Annotated in this window: 18 protein-coding genes; 6 read left to right on the top strand and 12 right to left on the bottom strand. The window is 64.2% G+C overall.

The window, feature by feature from the left end:
- Positions 1-15 precede the first annotated feature (15 nt).
- On the bottom strand, positions 16-972 hold the full coding sequence (locus tag MAXJ12_RS23945) for a LysR substrate-binding domain-containing protein (protein ID WP_008838622.1): 957 nt from the start codon (positions 970-972) through the stop codon (positions 16-18).
- A gap of 176 nt (positions 973-1148) precedes the next feature.
- On the opposite strand from MAXJ12_RS23945, the gene MAXJ12_RS23950 reads away from it, so the two are divergent.
- The gene (locus tag MAXJ12_RS23950) at positions 1149-1439 is read left to right on the top strand and encodes a DUF1127 domain-containing protein (RefSeq protein WP_008838623.1); all 291 of its coding nucleotides are present in this window, start codon (positions 1149-1151) and stop codon (positions 1437-1439) included.
- Between the two features lie 141 nt (positions 1440-1580).
- On the opposite strand, the gene MAXJ12_RS23955 is transcribed toward MAXJ12_RS23950, so the two are convergent.
- From MAXJ12_RS23955 to MAXJ12_RS23965, 3 genes are all read right to left on the bottom strand, one after another.
- The gene (locus tag MAXJ12_RS23955) at positions 1581-2453 is read right to left on the bottom strand and encodes an alpha/beta fold hydrolase (RefSeq protein ID WP_008838624.1); all 873 of its coding nucleotides are present in this window, start codon (positions 2451-2453) and stop codon (positions 1581-1583) included.
- A 177-nt stretch (positions 2454-2630) separates the two neighbouring features.
- Positions 2631-3542, bottom strand: a complete 912-nt coding sequence (locus MAXJ12_RS23960) for a DUF937 domain-containing protein (protein WP_008838625.1) — start codon at positions 3540-3542, stop codon at positions 2631-2633.
- Positions 3543-3637: 95 nt separating this feature from the next.
- Positions 3638-5011, bottom strand: coding sequence for a glutamate--cysteine ligase (locus tag MAXJ12_RS23965; protein ID WP_008838626.1), 1374 nt, complete (start codon positions 5009-5011; stop codon positions 3638-3640).
- Between the two features lie 484 nt (positions 5012-5495).
- Between MAXJ12_RS23965 and MAXJ12_RS23970 the strand changes: the two genes are divergently transcribed.
- Complete coding sequence (locus MAXJ12_RS23970) at positions 5496-6152, top strand: TerC family protein (RefSeq protein ID WP_008838627.1); 657 nt, start codon at positions 5496-5498, stop codon at positions 6150-6152.
- A 220-nt stretch (positions 6153-6372) separates the two neighbouring features.
- On the opposite strand, the gene MAXJ12_RS23975 is transcribed toward MAXJ12_RS23970, so the two are convergent.
- From MAXJ12_RS23975 to MAXJ12_RS23985, 3 genes are all read right to left on the bottom strand, one after another.
- The gene (locus tag MAXJ12_RS23975; RefSeq protein WP_008838628.1) at positions 6373-7107 is read right to left on the bottom strand and encodes a 16S rRNA (uracil(1498)-N(3))-methyltransferase; all 735 of its coding nucleotides are present in this window, start codon (positions 7105-7107) and stop codon (positions 6373-6375) included.
- Positions 7108-7161: 54 nt separating this feature from the next.
- A complete protein-coding gene (locus MAXJ12_RS23980) occupies positions 7162-7854 on the bottom strand; it encodes a pentapeptide repeat-containing protein (RefSeq protein ID WP_008838629.1) in 693 nt (230 codons plus the stop codon).
- A 104-nt stretch (positions 7855-7958) separates the two neighbouring features.
- The gene (locus tag MAXJ12_RS23985; RefSeq protein ID WP_008838630.1) at positions 7959-8606 is read right to left on the bottom strand and encodes a hypothetical protein; all 648 of its coding nucleotides are present in this window, start codon (positions 8604-8606) and stop codon (positions 7959-7961) included.
- 74 nt (positions 8607-8680) lie between these two features.
- Here MAXJ12_RS23985 and MAXJ12_RS23990 point away from each other — a divergent pair, with 74 nt between their 5' ends.
- Both MAXJ12_RS23990 and MAXJ12_RS39720 read left to right on the top strand, forming a co-directional pair.
- On the top strand, positions 8681-9379 hold the full coding sequence (locus MAXJ12_RS23990) for a type 1 glutamine amidotransferase (RefSeq protein ID WP_008838631.1): 699 nt from the start codon (positions 8681-8683) through the stop codon (positions 9377-9379).
- 205 nt (positions 9380-9584) lie between these two features.
- Positions 9585-9716 (top strand): hypothetical protein, encoded by a 132-nt coding sequence (locus tag MAXJ12_RS39720; RefSeq protein WP_280113349.1) that lies wholly within the window; start codon positions 9585-9587, stop codon positions 9714-9716.
- Between the two features lie 74 nt (positions 9717-9790).
- Here the strand turns inward: MAXJ12_RS39720 and MAXJ12_RS23995 are convergent, their stop codons facing one another.
- From MAXJ12_RS23995 to MAXJ12_RS24015, 5 genes are all read right to left on the bottom strand, one after another.
- Entirely contained in the window at positions 9791-10534 is a 744-nt protein-coding gene (locus MAXJ12_RS23995; RefSeq protein WP_040587650.1) for a metallophosphoesterase, read from the bottom strand.
- Positions 10535-10537: 3 nt separating this feature from the next.
- Positions 10538-11212, bottom strand: a complete 675-nt coding sequence (locus tag MAXJ12_RS24000; RefSeq protein WP_008838634.1) for a LutC/YkgG family protein — start codon at positions 11210-11212, stop codon at positions 10538-10540.
- Positions 11209-12645, bottom strand: a complete 1437-nt coding sequence (locus MAXJ12_RS24005; RefSeq protein WP_008838635.1) for a LutB/LldF family L-lactate oxidation iron-sulfur protein — start codon at positions 12643-12645, stop codon at positions 11209-11211. The genes MAXJ12_RS24000 and MAXJ12_RS24005 overlap by 4 nt, the downstream gene beginning before the upstream one ends.
- A gap of 209 nt (positions 12646-12854) precedes the next feature.
- Positions 12855-13625 (bottom strand): (Fe-S)-binding protein, encoded by a 771-nt coding sequence (locus MAXJ12_RS24010; protein ID WP_008838636.1) that lies wholly within the window; start codon positions 13623-13625, stop codon positions 12855-12857.
- Between the two features lie 25 nt (positions 13626-13650).
- Positions 13651-14430, bottom strand: coding sequence for an FCD domain-containing protein (locus MAXJ12_RS24015; RefSeq protein WP_008838637.1), 780 nt, complete (start codon positions 14428-14430; stop codon positions 13651-13653).
- A 206-nt stretch (positions 14431-14636) separates the two neighbouring features.
- On the opposite strand from MAXJ12_RS24015, the gene MAXJ12_RS24020 reads away from it, so the two are divergent.
- Together MAXJ12_RS24020 and MAXJ12_RS24025 are read left to right on the top strand one after the other, a co-directional pair.
- Positions 14637-16133: an FAD-linked oxidase C-terminal domain-containing protein gene (locus MAXJ12_RS24020; protein ID WP_008838638.1), complete on the top strand. Its 1497-nt coding sequence runs from the start codon at positions 14637-14639 to the stop codon at positions 16131-16133.
- 50 nt (positions 16134-16183) lie between these two features.
- A complete protein-coding gene (locus tag MAXJ12_RS24025) occupies positions 16184-16654 on the top strand; it encodes an endonuclease domain-containing protein (protein ID WP_244421579.1) in 471 nt (156 codons plus the stop codon).
- Positions 16655-16814 lie beyond the last annotated feature (160 nt).

A 16814-nucleotide genomic window follows, 5' to 3' on the forward strand; every position in this document is an offset into this window, starting at 1 on the left:
ACTATAGTATACAATCTACCACCCCGGCAATATGTGGCTCGGCTTCAGCCGGCGGCCGCGAAGGGCGGCCATGGCGGCGAAGTCGAACGTGCCGGTCTCCTCGGCCGCAGGCACCGAAATGTTGTCGAGGCTTTCGGAAATATGCCGGGCGATCGCCTCGACGATGTCGGCGCGCGCGGTGTGGCCGCGCATGATGCCGATCTTGCATTCGGGGAGCGTGCCGAAGCCGTCGGCCTCGCCGAGCACCCTCATGCCGGGACGGAGCGCGCATTCGGGCAGCACCGAGATCGCCAGCCCTGAAAGCACGGCGGCGGTGATGACTGTTGCCGACCAACTGGTGAACAGGATGCGGTATTCGCGGTTCATTTCGTCGAGCACGTCGCAGGCGGCGCGCCGCCAGATGCAGGTCGGGCGTCCGAAGGCCAGCGGCAGGATCTCCTGCTCATGCGTGGCATGATTGGCCGAACTCACCCACAGCAGCGGCTCGCGCCGCACCACCTCCGACTGCCCCTTGGCGTCGTCATGGGTGACCAGCGCCAGGTCGAGATGGCCGCGCTTTATATGCTCGACCAGGTTGAAGGTCGGCTCGCAAATGACGGTGAGTTCGACGCGCGGATTGGAGCGTGAGAACCGCGCCATGATCTCGGGCAGGAACCGGTCGGCGTAATCATCCGGCGTGCCGATGCGGATCGTGCCTTCGAGGCGGCGGTCGTCGAAGGCTGCCAGCGTCTCGCGGTTGAGGTGGATCATGCGGCGCGCGTAGGAAAGCAGCCTTTCGCCTTCCTCGGTCAGCTTGTTGGTGCGCCCGTCCTTTTCGAACAGCGCCTTGCCGATGCGCTCTTCGAGGCGGCGCATCTGCATCGACACCGCCGACTGGGTGCGATGCACTTCCTCGGCGGCGCGGGTGAAGCTGCCGGTATCGGCGATCATGATGAAGGTCTGCAACTGGTCGAGATCGAGCGGCGCTGCCATGGGAATATCCATCATCTATGTTGATGCTAAAGATTAAAAACATTCGTTGGATTAATCAATGGCGGGAGCGCATTGTCGCAACGTCAACACGAGGCCTGTGGTTTGCCCCCGGATCGCCGCGCTCGCGCGCTTCCGATGGCGTTCACGCACCCGCATTTTGAATGAGGAGACCAGATATGACTGCGCTCGATCACGCGACCCAGACGATGCACGCCGCAATCCGTCCGGCGGCTGTGACGCGCGTCGTAAACGCGGTCTCGGCCTTTTTCCGAACCTGGAAAAATCGCCGCGAATTCTACCGCCTCGGCGATATGTCGGATTCGGAACTGGCCGATATTGGCCTGACCCGCGCCGATCTGCATGTCGCTGTAGGTCTGCCCTTCGGCATCGATCCGACGGTGCGCCTCGGCGCGATCGTCCGGGCCCGCTCGGAATCCGCGGAAGACATGGCCCGCCGGATCTGCTGAACCGCGATCAGGAGTTTACGCAGGCTCCCCCACTCCCCGCCGGTTTGCCACAACCGGCCTGCCTGCACATTGCCCGGCCTGCGAAGGCCGGGCTTTTTTCTTAGGCTATGGCTATCCCGGCTTTAGCGCTGTCCGCTGGAGCTATCGGGTAAGGGTGCGGCTTAGGAAATCGCGGCTCAGAGCGACAATCTCGTCGAGGTTCGTTTCCAGCGCCCAGTGTCCGCCGTCGAGCAGGTGTAGCTCGGCGTTCGGCAAATCCCGCAGATAGGCGCGTGCGGAACCTTCCGGCATGTAGCCGTCCTGCGGTCCCCAGACGATGAGCGTCGGCGGCTGGTGTTCCCGAAGATAGCCCTGATATTTGGGAAACCAGGAGAGGTTTTCCTTCAGGGCGGCGATCACGCTGACCGCGATCTCGCGCCGTTTCAGCGTCATCAGCGACCAATGCAGTTTCCAGAGATCCGGCGGAATGCGCTCGGTCAGTTCGTCGCGAACATCATTCAGGAACTCGTCCTTGAAACCCTCTTCGCTCACCGCTTCCGCGAGCTTGGCGCGTCCCTCTGATGTCGGATTGCGCCAGTACTCCTCGAGCGGTGCGTATTTGGGGCCGAGCTGGTCCTCGTATATGTCGCCGTTCTGTATGATCAGTCCCGCTATCCGCTCCGGCGATCGGATGGCGAGCCGCAGGCCGATCTGCGAACCGAAATCGTGCAGATAGAGGACGTAGCGTTCGACCCCCAGCCTAGCTGTAAAATCTTCCAGGAACGCGGCGTAGCCGTCGAAACTGTAGTCGAAATCCTTCGGCGTATCGCTGTAGCCGCAGCCCGGGAAATCGGGCGCGATCAGCCGCCACCGGTCGGCCAGGGGCGGCATGAAATTGCGGAACTCGTAGGACGAGCATGGATAGCCGTGTGGCAGGAGGATGACTGGAGCGTCCGCCGGCCCGGCTTCGCGGTAGAAGACGCCAAGTCCGTCAAGGTCGATCCGACGGTGCTTTACGATTGCTGAACTGTTCAAGGCGACATCCCAACCGTGTTCGCGACGAAACGCGAGCGACGGCTGGAGGGAGTCAGGGCATCTGTACCGGCTGCCAGCCGCGCCCGCCAAAACGTGCGTCGACGCGTGATGTTCCAACCTGGGCGCGATCCCGGAGCGATGTCGATCAGCTTGTTGACGTTTCGGTCGGCCCAAGCACTACCGGTGCCGGTCCATGCCCTTGGTGAACTGCTCGAAGATCGATTCGGCGCTCTTCTGGTATTCGTCGCGTTGCTTGGCTCCGGTTTCGAACATGTCGCCGAACAGGTCATCGTAAGGGTTGCGTGGCCGCCCGCTCGGATTTTCGCGTGGCCGGGATCTTTGCTGCGGTTGCGGTTCTGGCTCCGGAGCGCGGCGCGCCTGGCCACCGCCCAGCATCTCCTCGAAGATCTTGCCGAGGGGATTGTCGCCATATGGGCTCTGCGCCTGTTCTGGCTGGCGCCGCGGTTGCTGCGCCGCGCCGCCGCCGAACATGTCCTGCAGCACTTTGCCGAAGGGATTGTCGAAGGGATTCGCCGGCTGCGGAGCCTGGCGCTGTTGCGGGGCCTGCTGCTGCGCGCCGCCGCACATCATGCCGCCACCTTGCCGCATCATCTGTTCGATGATCTCGCCGAGCGGGTTGGAGCCGCCCATGCCGCCTGCCTGCATCTGGTTGGTCGACTGCTTGAACAGCCCGCCCATGATCATCGACGCAATGACCGGAAGCATCTGCTTCAACACGTCCTGGCCGATGCCGGTCGCCTGCGAAGCTTGCGCCGCGACTGCGCGCGACAGGTCCTTCGAGCCAAACAGATGGCCGAGAATGCCGTTGCCCTCGGCTACGCCTTGCGGCGCGAAGGCCTTCTGCGCATCCTCGAAATATTTGGCGTGCTGGCCCGAGGCCATCGCGTTCAGGAAGCCGGCTACGCCGTACGGGTCGGAGGCGTTGCGCTTCAGCCCCTGCGAAAACGCCGGCAGCAGCGCTTCGACCGCAAGCTCGGCCTGCTGCTGCGAAAGGTTGAACTGGCGCGCCAGCATTTCCATGCCATGGCCGTTCTGGGCATTGGCCAGCATGTCGTACAATGGAAGCATCTTCTCCTCCTCGGAAACCTCCGCCGAAGAGAGCGTAGTGGGTTTCAGGGGCTGAATGAAGAGGGTATCTTGCCTCTCGCGAGGAGAGGGGGTCGTCAGTAGGCATACTCCAGAAACACCGGCTCGATCGAACCGCCCCAACGCGTGTGGTAGGCGTTGAGCATTTCCTCGGCGCTTGTGGTGCCGCGCGCCACAACTTCGTCCAGCGTAGACAGGAAGCCTGTCTCGTCATAGCCGTCGCGGTTCTTGCGGTCGCGGTTCGTAAGGCCAAGCCGTGAGATTTTGAGCGCCTCGCGCGCGATGCTGCGCAAATCGGTGTCGCGGAACTCCGTGCCGATGCCGTGCTTCGGCACGGCAGCGCGCATGTCGCGGACTTCCTCGAATGTCCAGTCGGCGGTCAACTGCTCGGCGGCGTCGAGCGCCTCTTCGTCATAGAGCAGCCCGACCCAGAAAGCGGGCAATGCGCAGATGCGCCGCCACGGTCCGCCATCGGCGCCGCGCATTTCCAGGAAGCGCTTCAGCCGCACGTCGGGGAACAGCGTCGACAAATGGTTCGCCCAATCGCCGATCGTCGGCACACCGTCCGGCACCTGGTTGTGCGCCGACCCGTTCATGAACTGGCGGAAGGTTATGTGGGTCATGTCGTGATAGCGCCCGTCGCGAATGACGAAATACATCGGCACGTCGAGCGCCCATTCGACATAGTCGGCAAAGCCGAAATCGGGCGAGAAGCAGAAGGGCAGCAGGCCCGATCGCTGGTTGTCGGTGTCGGTCCAGATCTCGCCGCGCCAGCTTTGCAGGCCGTTGGGGCGGCCCTCGGTGAAGGGTGAGTTGGCGAAGAGCGCGGTGGCGAGCGGCTGCAGCTTCAGCGACACCTGCATCTTGCGGCGCATGTCGGTCTCGCTCTCGAAGTCGAGATTCACCTGAATGGTGCAGGTGCGGTACATCATGTCGAGGCCATGCGACCCGACCTTGGGCATGTATCGCGTCATGATCTCGTAGCGCGATTTCGGCATTTTCGGCGTTTCGGAAAGCCGCCATTTCGGGCTGCCGCCGAGGCCGAGAAAGCGTATGCCGAGCGGCTCGGCGATTTCGCGAAGCTGCGCCAGATGCGCGTTGCCCTCGCGGCAGGTCTGGTGAATGGTCTCCAGCGGCGCGCCGGAAAGCTCGAACTGGCCGCCGGGCTCCAGCGAGATCGCGCCCTGACCCGTCGGCTCGACCAGTCCGATAACCCGCTCGTCATCGAGGATCGGGTCCCAGCCCAGCGTACGCTGCATCCCTTCAAGCAGCGCACGGATGCCGTTGTCGCCGCCATAAGGCACCGGCGCGTTGCCGTCGACATAGAACGGGAATTTCTCGTGCTCGGTGCCGATGCGCCATTTGTCTCTGGGCTTGTTGCCCTCGGCCAGATACTCGACCAGTTCGTCGATGTTCTCGATCGGCCGGAAATCCGTTGTATCGCGCGCCATTCACCGTTCCTCTGCACGCTCCTGACAAGCGTCGCGCTTGATGGACGCAATCGTGCCGGCCGATCAAGCAAAAAATCCTGACTATCCTGTCAAGAGCATTGATGCCCACGTCCCGCCGGGACGCAAAATCCGTCCCGCGGGGCATGCCCGCTTCGGCCGGGATGAGACCCTTTCACCCCCGGCCCAAGCGGGGTTGACCTGACCGCCTGTGGCCTGCGACGTCTTGCGCTCGCTATATTTGGCCGGCTGCTCTTGAATTCGGTCGTTCAGGCGGCTACACCGAAACCACCAGACCGGGCCCCTCTGGCAGCTCCCACGAGCTGTGATGTCGGACTGGCATTTCAACCTTGGGGGTCTGGTGTTCGTGGAATCCACGTGACGATCGCATAATCGAACCTGCAGCGAAGGCGTTTGAACGTTTTCGCTGGCCGTTGCGCGTCGCGATCCACCCATGCCGGCACTCCCATTCAAAAATGGGTGCCAAATGACGGAATTCTTTACTGCGGACGCCTTGTCCGCGCTTCTCCAAGTTATCATGATCGATCTCGTATTGGCCGGCGACAATGCCATCGTCATCGGCCTTGCTGCTGCCGGCCTGCCGAAGGATCAGCGCGCCAAAGCCATCCTGATCGGCATCATCGCCGCCACGGTGCTGCGTATCGGCTTTGCCACAGTCACGACCCAGTTGCTGCAGATCGTCGGCCTCCTGCTTGCCGGCGGCGTGCTCCTGCTATGGGTATGCTGGAAGATGTGGCGCGAACTGCGCACCACCCATACCGAGGAGATTGCCGGGGCCGAGGCGCTCGAGAACAAGGATCTCGATGCGGACGGCAAGATTGCCGCCGGCGCTCCGCGCAAGACTTTCGCACAAGCGGCATGGCAGATCGTCATTGCCGACGTGTCGATGTCGCTCGACAACGTACTGGCCGTTGCCGGCGCGGCGCGCGAGCATCCGGGCATTCTGGTGTTCGGCCTCATCCTGTCGATCGCACTGATGGGCATCGCCGCTACCTTCATCGCCAGGTTGCTGCAGCGTCACCGCTGGATCGCCTATGTCGGTCTCGCCATCATACTCTACGTCGCCCTGGAGATGATTTATCGCGGCGGCTTCGAGGTCATGGCAGCGGTGAACGGAGCGTAAGAGTGAAGCTCTAGCATCGACTGTCTGAGTTGCCCCTTGTCGCCCTGCCGGTCGGCGGTTGCGCCGATCGGCAACATTGCAGCAAAGCGGGCCGGCGGTGCGGCGGGCTACTCTCTCCCCGTTTACGGGGAGAGATGTCCGGCAGGACAGTGAGGGGCGGAGCCGACAGTCAAAAGACAAGCGATCCTGGAAGGCCGACTGACCTTCCAGGATCCAGGGCCTACCAATCCCCCACCGTCGCCTGGATGACGGCGAGCGCCGCCACGGCTGCCGTGTCGGCGCGCAGAATGCGCGGGCCGAGCGGAATGGCGGTGACGAAGGGCAGGGCGCGAAGCTGGCGCCGCTCGGCGTCCGAGAAGCCGCCTTCCGGCCCGACTAAGAGGGCGAGCTTCCGCTCCGTGATCGCCTGAAGCGCAAGCAGGGGATTGTTGGTCGAGGCATCCTCATCGCAGAAGATCAGCCGGCGTTCGCTGTCCCAGTCGGCGAGCAGACGATCGAATTTTTGCGCCTCGCGCACTTCCGGTATCGCGAGGATGCCACACTGCTCGGCCGCCTCGACGGCGTTGGCGCGCAGCCTTTCGATGCCGGGTCTGGCGATCTGCGTGTGCTGGGTGACAACCGGCTGCAGCACGCTTGCGCCCATCTCCACGGCCTTCTGCACCAGATAGTCGAGCCGGCCCTGCTTCAGCGGCGCGAAGCAATAGACGAGGTCGGGAAGCGGCGGCTGCGGCCTTGTGCGCTCCACCGCGCGTAGCCGGACGGACTTCTTCGCCTTGGCTTCGATTCGCGCCAGCCATTCGCCGTCGCGGCCGTTGAACAGGAGCAATTCCGCGCCTTCGGCGAGCCTGAGCACATGGCTGAGATAGTGGCTCTGCTCCCGGCTCGCCTCGATGACGGCGTTTTCAGCCAGCTCCTGCGGCACGAACAGCCGCTGCATCTTGTAATTCGCGCGCATCGGCGACTGATGGGACAGGCAGCGCCGCCGGTCAAGCGACGGGCAACTGGAAATCTAGTCCAACTCGCACGGCCAGCTCGCAGGCGCGGTCAATCCGGCCGGCAGCCTGGTTTCGGCATCGCCGCAGGCCATGTCGAGCTGGTATTGGGTGAGTCCGGTGGCGGCGCTGAGGTCGAGACCGCCGAGCCTCGTCAGATAGAAGAAGGCATTGGCGAAATCGAGCGGCCCTGTGAACTTCGCCATGCTCAGATCGGCCCGCGCCAGATTGGCCAGCGTGAAGCGGCTACCGGTCAGGTCCGCGCCCTCGAAATTGGCGCGGCCGAGTTCCGCCTTCTCGAAGCTCGTGCCGGCCAGATTCGCGCCCGAAAACTCGACCCGCTGCAGTTCCGCATTGATGAATGCCGAACCCTGCGCGTCCACCCCGCTGAAGTCGGTGCGGTAGCCCTCGACCTTGGCGAAGTTCGCGCCCTTGGCGCTGGAGCCGGCCAGTGAGGAGCGCACCAGCGTCGCGCCTTCCAAATTCGCGCCGTCGAAATTGGAATGCCTGAGGTCGGTCGAGGTAAAATCGGTTTCAACCAGGTTAGCGCCGCTCAGATTGCTTTCCCGTATGATGAGCGCGCGCTTCGGGCAATCCTGCCAGTCGATCCCCGGATGGGCCATGCTGCCGCAATCGGCCGATATTGCGGGGCTGGTGGCCAGAAAAGTGGCGAACCCGCCGGCAATCGCGGATGGAAGGTTATATTTCAAAATTTACCTCCGGCCCCGCCAATGGGGTTCGGGCAGTACACTACAACCAGCGACGCTCTTCCTGAAAGGCGATTTTTCCACACCGATCCGAGGCAAAGAATCGGCTATCGGTCGGACTTGTCCGCCCATACCGGCCTATAGCCGGAACGGAGGACGGCAACAGCGGCGGGCGGCGTGACGAGGCGAAGCGCCGAGCTTTTCAGCGCCTCGCGGTCGAGTGCAGGCCCATAGCCCGAAAAATTCCAGGGCAGAGCGGCGGCATCCGCCAGCGCGAAGGCCTGGCCGCCCGACGCGACGACCGTGCCGTCGGGCAGGGCGCGCAGCGTCTCAGCGTCAACCGGCTTTGCCTCGCCGCCCGAAGCAAGCCGCTCCCCATGCAGCCTCGCGTCGATCTCGCCGGCCTTCGGCGCGGTTATCCGAAAAGCGTCGCTATAATGGCCGACGAACGCCTTGGCCCGCTCGCGCCGGCAATAGAAGCAGGGGCGATGGCCGGCGGCCAGCGCCGTCACCTCGTCGAGAAAGAACAGTTCGGTCCAGCCGGCATTGCCGGAAGGTGCATTGCGGCCCATCACCTCGCGCCTGTGCCCGCGGAACTCGCACACGCAGATGAGCCAGGCTTTCGTGCTCCAGCGCCGCTGCAAGAGAGTCCGCGTAGCCGGATCGTGGATGACACCGCGATTGCCGGTGAACATGCCGCGCGCAGGGACCGCGTGGATTTCGCCGAACGGGTCGACGCGGTTTTGCAGCGGCATGGCCGGCCTCCCTTTCTGGCGTGTGCAAGCCATGATATCGGTCGCGACGCATTTGTCATTCCCGAAGGATTTCGATGCGCGTTCTCGTCGTCCAGAATTTCGACAACACAGGACTCGGCCAGGCCGGCGCGGCGCTCGAGGAGGCAGGCGCGGAGCTGGATATCCGCAACGCCCATCTCGGCGATGCGCTGCCGCCCGGTGCGGACGGGCACGACGCGATCGTGGTACTGGGCGGCGCCCAGAACGCGCTCGCCGACGAGGAGTACACCTATATTCCGGCGCTGCTCGCCCTGATGCGCGATTTCGAAAGCCGCGACCGGGCGGTGCTCGGCATCTGCCTCGGCAGCCAGTTGCTCGCCCGCGCCTATGGGGCGGAGAACCTGATCGGGACGGCCCCGGAATTCGGCTGGCACGGCGTCTCGCTGACTGCGGAAGCGGCGGGCGATTCGGTGCTCGGCGCGTTGCCGCGGGAGTTTCCGATCTTCCAGTGGCATGACGACACTTTCACGCTGCCGCCAGGGGCGGTGCGGCTCGCCTCCAATGCCGCGGCGGCCAACCAGGCATTCCGCATAGGCCGCGCGGCCTATGGCTTCCAGTTCCATTTCGAGGCCGACCGGCCGCTGATCCGCCACTGGAATACGGCCTTCGCGTCCTATCTCGCCGACCGCCAGCCCGACTGGCCAGCGCGCTTCGACGCGGAAGCGGAACTGCACGGTCCGGAGGCCGATGCCACCGGCCTTGCGCTCGCCCGCGCCTGGGTAGCAGCGATTTAGGCGACCCATTGCCCCTCAGTGGCAAAAATGCACCGTCGCCGAAATCTCGTGTGGATGTCCCTTCGAACGGCTGGCGGGTTCATCGGCAAACGCCTAGAAGGCGGCCGCTTTCCCCGCCACGGCTGTCCGATCAGCCCGCGCCGCCGGAAACCGAAAAGTAACCCTGACAGTGCAGACATACCGAAGCGCAACCGAGATGACCCCCGTGAAAGCAGCACTCCTGTCGTTCGCCATGATGTCCGCCATCGTGCTGTGCGGCTTCGGCATCTATACCGCCAGCGCTTCGGCCAAGCACGCCGCTATCGACGGTTACGGCGTCACCGCTTCCCGATTCTAGCTTGATCCCGAACCGAAGTCCGCGCAGCGAAAAGTTGCAGACTTTTCGGACAAGTTCATGCGGCTAATGACTGATCACGCCCGGACTGAGAGCATCCGCTTCTCGGCGCCGTCCACGACCAGCGCCGTCAGCACGCCGGACCGGTAGGCCAGCGTGTCGACATTGACGCGGTTCGGCAGGATTTCGGGCTCCGCGAACGGCGTGTGGCCGTGCACGATGATCTTCGGGTGCAGGGCGCGATAGTCCAGGAAATCCGCGCGTATCCAGATCAGGTCCTCAGCGGCCTGCTTGTCGAGCGCGACTTCGGGACGGATGCCCGCGTGGCAGAAGAAGAAGTCGCCCATCGCCGTGCTGAACGGCCGCGCCCGCAGGAAGGCGACATGGCTGTCGTCGACGGCATCCATCAGCGCCGAATGGCTTTCCCGCAGCGCTGCCAAACTGCCGCTGTCCAGCGTCACGCCGTACGACCGTGCGGTTTCGGCCCCGCCAAACCGCGCGAACAGAGTTGCCGGGTCGGGTTTGTCGAGGAATTCGAGAAAGCCGACATCGTGGTTGCCGGCGAGCGAAATGATGCGCTCGTCGCGGCGATGGGCTGCGACCAGAAAATCCAGCACCGCCTTGGAATCGGGACCACGGTCGACATAGTCGCCGAGGTGAATGATGCGCCAGTCTGCCGGCCGGTCGCGCGCGATCTCCGCCTCGATCTGCTCGTGCATGAGCTTCAGCAGGTCGGCGCGCCCGTGCACGTCTCCCATCGCGTAGATGCGCATGCCTTCCGGCCCTCGCGCATCGAGAAAATGAACGCCTCCGTCCCGCAACGATCAGTCGCCCACGACGAGGATGTGCAGCGCCCGCGGGCCATGCGCGCCGAGGATAAGCTTCTGCTCGATATCGCCGGAGCGCGAAGGGCCCGAGACGAGATTCAGCGTGCGCGGCATCTCTCCCTTTCCGAAGGTCTCGCGGACCTTGGCGATCGCCGTTTCGAGATCGCCGTCGATATCGGCGGCGTCGATGACCACAATGTGATGCTCGGGCAGGAAATTGATGGTCGTCGGATTGCCGGCGCCCGAAAGCATGACCAGCGTGCCGGTTTCGGCGATGCCGCCCGCCGCATGGCTGACGCCGGCCGCGTCGTCGCCGTCCGATGCCCCTTGCTTGACCTCCAGCGCGCGTTGCTTGCGCCACGGCATCGCGTCAAGCCTGGGATCGCCGCCCATGCGGATAGAAGCCGGCAGGTTCTTGCTGCGCAGATATTCGGCCACCGCCGCCGGCACGTCCTCCGGCTTCGGGACCCGCTGGACGGTCGCGAACAGCTTTTCGGCCATGGTGCAGAACAGATCGATGCGGCCCGCCGGCGCGAGTTGTCCCCGCGCGGGAATGACACCCTGTGGCGCATTCTTCAGCCTGTCGGCAACCGCCTGCTGGCGCAGCGCATCGCTTGCCGGCTGGCCGAGCGACTGGCGCACCTTGTTCAGGATGGCGTCGCGTGCGCTCATTGAACGGCCTCTTTCGCCCCGGTGGCGCGGCTGCCCAGCTGCTGCATGAAGGTGCGCTTCTCCGGCGCGGGCAGGTCGCGATGCTTCGTCCAGCCGCCGGCGAGCGGCAGATAGCCGAACCTGCCCTTGCCGCGGTCGAGCAGCGACAGCATAGGGATAGCGATCGACGTCGCGAAACGGTAGAGCGAAGGCCGCTTGGCCAGGAACGCCCACAGCTTCAGCCCGGCGCGCTGGGTGGCCGGGTTCAGCCCGCGCTCGAATTCGCGCTCGCGCCAGTGCCGCATCATCTTCGGCAGCGGGATCTTCATCGGGCACACGCTTTCGCAGCGACCGCAGAAGGTCGAGGCGTTGGGCAGGTGCCCGCTTTTGTCCACGCCGATCAGCGACGGCGTCAGCACCGCGCCCATCGGCCCGGGATAGACCCAGCCATAGGCGTGCCCGCCGACTGCGTGATAGACCGGGCAATGGTTCATGCAGGCGCCGCAGCGTATGCAGCGCAGCATGTCCTGGAACTCGGTTCCGAGCATCGACGAGCGGCCATTGTCGAGTAGCACGACGTGGTATTCCTCCGGGCCGTCCGGATCGCCCGGCCGTCGCGGCCCGGTCGACATGGTCGTATAGACGCTCATCTCCTGGCCGGTCGCCGAGCGCGCCAGCACCCGCAAAATCTGCGCCGCGTCCTCCAGCGTCGGCACGATCTTCTCGAGCGAAGCCATTACGATATGCACCTTGGGCAGGATCTGCGTCAGGTCGCCATTGCCTTCATTGGTAACGATGATTGAGCTGCCGGTCTCCGCCACCAGGAAATTCGCGCCGGTAATGCCGACATCGGCCTCGAAATAGGCCGAGCGCAGCACCCGGCGCGCCTCGTTGAGCAGCGTTTCCGGCTCCGACAGGTCGCGGCCGGGCGGCAGGTGGTCGTGCACGCGCCGGAAATCCGCCTCGACCTGTTCCTTGTTCAGATGCACCGCCGGCGCGATGATATGGCTCGGATGCTCGCCTCGCAGCTGGATGATGTATTCGCCGAGATCGGTCTCGACCGGGCGGATGCCGTTTTCGGCGAGGAAATCGTTGAGCGCGATCTCCTCGGTGATCATCGACTTGCCCTTGGTCACCGTCCGCGCGCCGGCCGAGCGGCAGATGTCGAGAATGATGTTCCTCGCATCCTCGGCGGTCTGCGCCCAGTGCACATGGCCGCCGGACGCCTTCACCTTGGCCTCATAGGCCTCGAGATAGAGGTCGAGATTTTCGAGCGCATGGTCCTTGATGGCGCGGGCGTTGTCGCGCAGCCGATCGAATTCGGGCAGCGCGTTGACGGCTTTCTGGCGCTTGTCGATGAAGCCGGAGCGGACATTGCCGAGCGCCTTCTGCAACTGCGCGTCGGCCAGCGCGCCCGCCGAATTCTGCTTGAAGGTGGGGGAGGTGATTTGCATTAGCGCGCCCCTGGGCGGGAGTTGTCTGAAAGCACCCCCTCACCGGTTCGCTTCGCGAACCACCTCTCCCCCGCTTCGCAGGGGCGAGGAACCGCGTTCTGCAAGCTTGGGTTCCTCGCCCCCATGGAATGGGGGAGAGGTGCCGAGCGAAGCGAGGCGGAGAGGGGGTCTTTAGCAAACTCCGATGAAGCCAGGTGCTTGTTCATATCCTACCTCCCCCCGATCGGTGGCGTTTGCGTCATTCCGGCCAGCACTTCCGCGACGTGCCGGACCTCGACCTTCGAGCCCTCGCGCTTCAGCTTGCCGGCCATGTTCATCAGGCAGCCGAGATCGCCGGCAAGCAGCGTCGAGGCGCCCGAGGCGGCGATGCTCCTGGTCTTCGTTTCCACGATCGAGTTGGAAATGTCGGGATACTTGACGCAGAAGGTGCCGCCGAAACCGCAGCAGACATCGGGATCCTGCATCTCGACCAGCTTTACGCCGGCCACAGAGGCGAGCAGCGCGCGCGGCTGCTGCTTGATGTCGAGCTCGCGCAGGCCCGAGCAGGAATCGTGGTAGGTCACCGCGGCGTCAAGGCGGGCATCGACGCCGCGCATGCCGCGCACGTCGACCAGAAAGCTAACCAACTCGTGGACCTTGGCCGAAAATGCCCGCGCCCGCGCTTCCCACTTGGCGTCACCCTTCAACAGGCCGGGATAGTGCTTCTTCAGCATGCCCGCGCACGATCCCGAGGGCGCCACGACATAGTCGAAACCCTCGAAAGCTTCGATGGTATTTTCGGCAATGGCGCGGGTGTCGGCGCGGTCGCCCGAATTGTAGGCGGGCTGGCCGCAGCAGGTCTGCGCGCGCGGCACCTCGACCGTGCAGCCGGCATCCTCGATCAGCTTGATGGCGGCGAAACCGACCGTCGGCCGGAACAGGTCGACCAGGCAGGTCACAAACAGTCCGACGCTAGGCTTTTTTTCGATTGGCTGGGTCACTGATTTCCCTGGCTTGTTGTCTGCTTCATTGTCTTGCTTCGGACCGCTGTCTCAGTCGCAATCTCGACACGCGCTGCCAGTCGCCGGCGCGTTCGGCCTCGATCATCGCCTGCTCGACATAGATAATATGGTCCATAGCCGCCTTGCGTGCGCCGGCCGGGTCGCCGCCGGCGACAGCCGCGTGGATCGCCCGGTGCTGCGCCAGCAACTGCTCGCGTGCGCCGGGCAGGCCGAACACCAGAAGCCGGTTGTGGAACACCCCATCCGACAGCAGGCGGTAGCACGAGCGCAGCGTGTGCAAAAGGATGATGTTATGGGCGCATTCGCTGATCGCGTTGTGGAATTCGACGTCGACCGCAGCCTCCTGCTCGAAATCTCCGCGCTCATGCGCCGCCTCCATGCGCGCCATGATCTGGGCAAGCAGGGCGAGATCGTCGGCGGTCGCCCTTCGCGCCGCATATTCGGAGGCGACGCCCTCGATTTCGCGACGGTATTCGAGATAGTCGGCTGCGGCTTTGCGGTGCGTGGCGATCAGGTCCATCACCGGCGCGGTGAACACCTGGCCGATCACGTCGGCGACATAGGTGCCGCCGCCGGGCCGCGTCACGATCAGCCCGCGCGCTTCCAGAGCTTTCAGCGCGTCGCGCAGGATCGGCCGCGATACGTCGAACTGCCGCGCCAGTTCGCGCTCGCCGGGCAACCGGTCGGCCGCGCGCAGCACGCCTTCGAGAATCATGCTCTCGATCTGCTGCACGACCTCGTCGGCGGTGCGCGAATGCTCTATCCGGGAGAAGATTTCACTCAATGCTCGGCGTTCCGGGCGGCTCGTTGTCGCCGCCGACAATAGCGGCAACGTCTTCTTCTGGTCAATTTAATTATCCGCTTGCTAGGTGTTCAGCCGGCATTCAATGAAGCGAGGCCGGCACATCAACGGAAGCAGCAATTCACGATTTGCAGACCGTCGGCGCTGCTGGTAAAAGCTTTTTACCAGTTTGTTCCGGAGAGACCGCGATGTCCGGTTTGGCCATGCCGATGCCCGCCGCCGACACGATGCGCCGGCGCGACGAGATCGTCGCCGACATGCGCATCATCGTGCCGGGCGAGGGCGTGGTCGACGCCGTCAACGAGATGCGCGCCTTCGAAAGCGACGGGCTGACGGCCTATCGACAACTGCCGCTCGTCGTCGTGCTGCCCGAAACGACCGCGCAGGTCGCAAGAATCCTGAAATACTGCAACGAGCGAAACATTCGCGTCGTGCCGCGCGGCTCCGGCACCTCGCTTTCCGGCGGCGCCCTGCCGCTGGAGGACGCCGTGCTCCTGGTGATGAGCCGCTTCAACCGCATACTCGAGATCGACTTTCCCAACCGCGCCGCCGTCGCCCAGCCCGGCGTCACCAATCTCGGCATCACCAACGCCGTCGAGCAGGAGGGCTTTTACTACGCCCCCGATCCATCCTCCCAGATCGCCTGCTCGATCGGCGGCAATGTCGCGGAAAATTCCGGCGGCGTTCACTGCCTGAAATACGGCCTTACCGCCAACAACGTGCTCGGCATCGAAATGGTGCTGATGGACGGCGAGATCGTCCGGCTCGGCGGAAAATATCTCGATTCCGAAGGTTACGACCTTCTGGGTGTTATGACCGGCTCGGAAGGGCTTTTGGGCGTGGTCACCGAGGTCACCGTGCGCATCCTGAAGAAGCCGGAAACCGCGCGTGCGCTGCTGATCGGCTTCCCGACAAGCGAGCAGGCCGGACAGTGCGTCGCTGACATCATCGGCGCCGGCATCATTCCGGGCGGCATGGAGATGATGGACCGTCCGGCGATCCACGCGGCGGAAGATTTCGTTCAGGCAGGTTACCCGCTGGAATGCGAAGCGCTCCTGATCGTCGAGTTGGACGGACCGGGCGTCGAGATCGACCACCTGATCGGACTGGTCGAGGCGATCGCGCTGCAGAACGGCTCAACGACCTGCCGGATTTCAACCTCCGAGGAGGAACGGCTGACCTTTTGGGCCGGCCGCAAGGCAGCCTTCCCGGCCGTCGGCCGCATCTCGCCGGACTATTACTGCATGGACGGCACCATTCCGCGCAAGGAGCTGCCGTGCGTGCTCTCCGGCATGCGCGACCTCTCGGAGCGCTACGGCCTGCGCGTCGCCAATGTCTTCCACGCCGGCGACGGCAACCTCCACCCGCTCATCCTCTACGACGCCAATGTGCCCGGCGAACTCGAAAAGGCGGAAAATTTCGGCGCGGACATATTGCGGCTCTGCGTCAGGGTCGGCGGCGTCCTCACCGGCGAGCATGGCGTCGGCGTCGAAAAGCGGGACCTGATGCCGGAAATGTTCAACCAGATCGACCTCGACCAGCAAATGCGCGTCAAATGCGCCTTCGACCCCAACCACCTGCTCAACCCCGGCAAGGTCTTCCCGCAGCTCCGCCGCTGCGCCGAACTGGGGCGAATGCACATCAGTGGTGGCAAAATGCCGTTCCCGGACATTCCGAGGTTTTGAGGATGGCGTTTCAGAATAAGTATTCCTCGCCCCCTCAACGCGGGGGAGAGGTGGCTCGGGGGAAGCCCGAGACGGAGAGGGGGGCGGCCGGCCTGCCGAGCCGGCGCGCGCCTGAGAAGATCGCGCGGGCCCGCTCGCTCCGCCAAGGCGAAAACATCGCGGAGGCGACCCTGTGGAACGAACTGAAAGCCAAAAAGCTGGGCGGATACAAGTTCGCTAGCCAAGTGCCTATCGGTCCGTATTTCGCTGACTTCGCATGCCGCAGTGCAAAGCTGGTCATCGAGTTGGACGGGAGCCAACACGCAGAGAGTTCCTACGACAGACGGCGTGACGAATTCATGCGCGGCGAAGGATATTCGGTGATCCGCTTCTGGAGCGCCGACATGCTGAACAACCCGGCGAGCGTTTGCGAAACCATCCTTGCTGCACTCGAGGGGCGACTGAGTGAAGACACGGTCGCTTCGGACCTGAGGTTCGTTTTTGCGAGAGCGAGCGAGAAGGTCAAGGGCGGCACTCGATGATCGCCCCCTCTCCGCCTCGCTTCGCTCGGCACCTCTCCCCCGCTTCACAGGGGCGAGGAACCCGAGTTCTCCGAGGTCGCCGACTCCTGCGAGGTAGCGACCTTCGCGAGTGCCGGTTCCTCGCCCCCGCAGAGCGGGGGAGAGGTGGCGCGGGGGGAGG

Origin of the sequence: Mesorhizobium alhagi CCNWXJ12-2 (assembly GCF_000236565.1) — a bacterium.
Classification (GTDB): domain Bacteria; phylum Pseudomonadota; class Alphaproteobacteria; order Rhizobiales; family Rhizobiaceae; genus Allomesorhizobium; species Allomesorhizobium alhagi.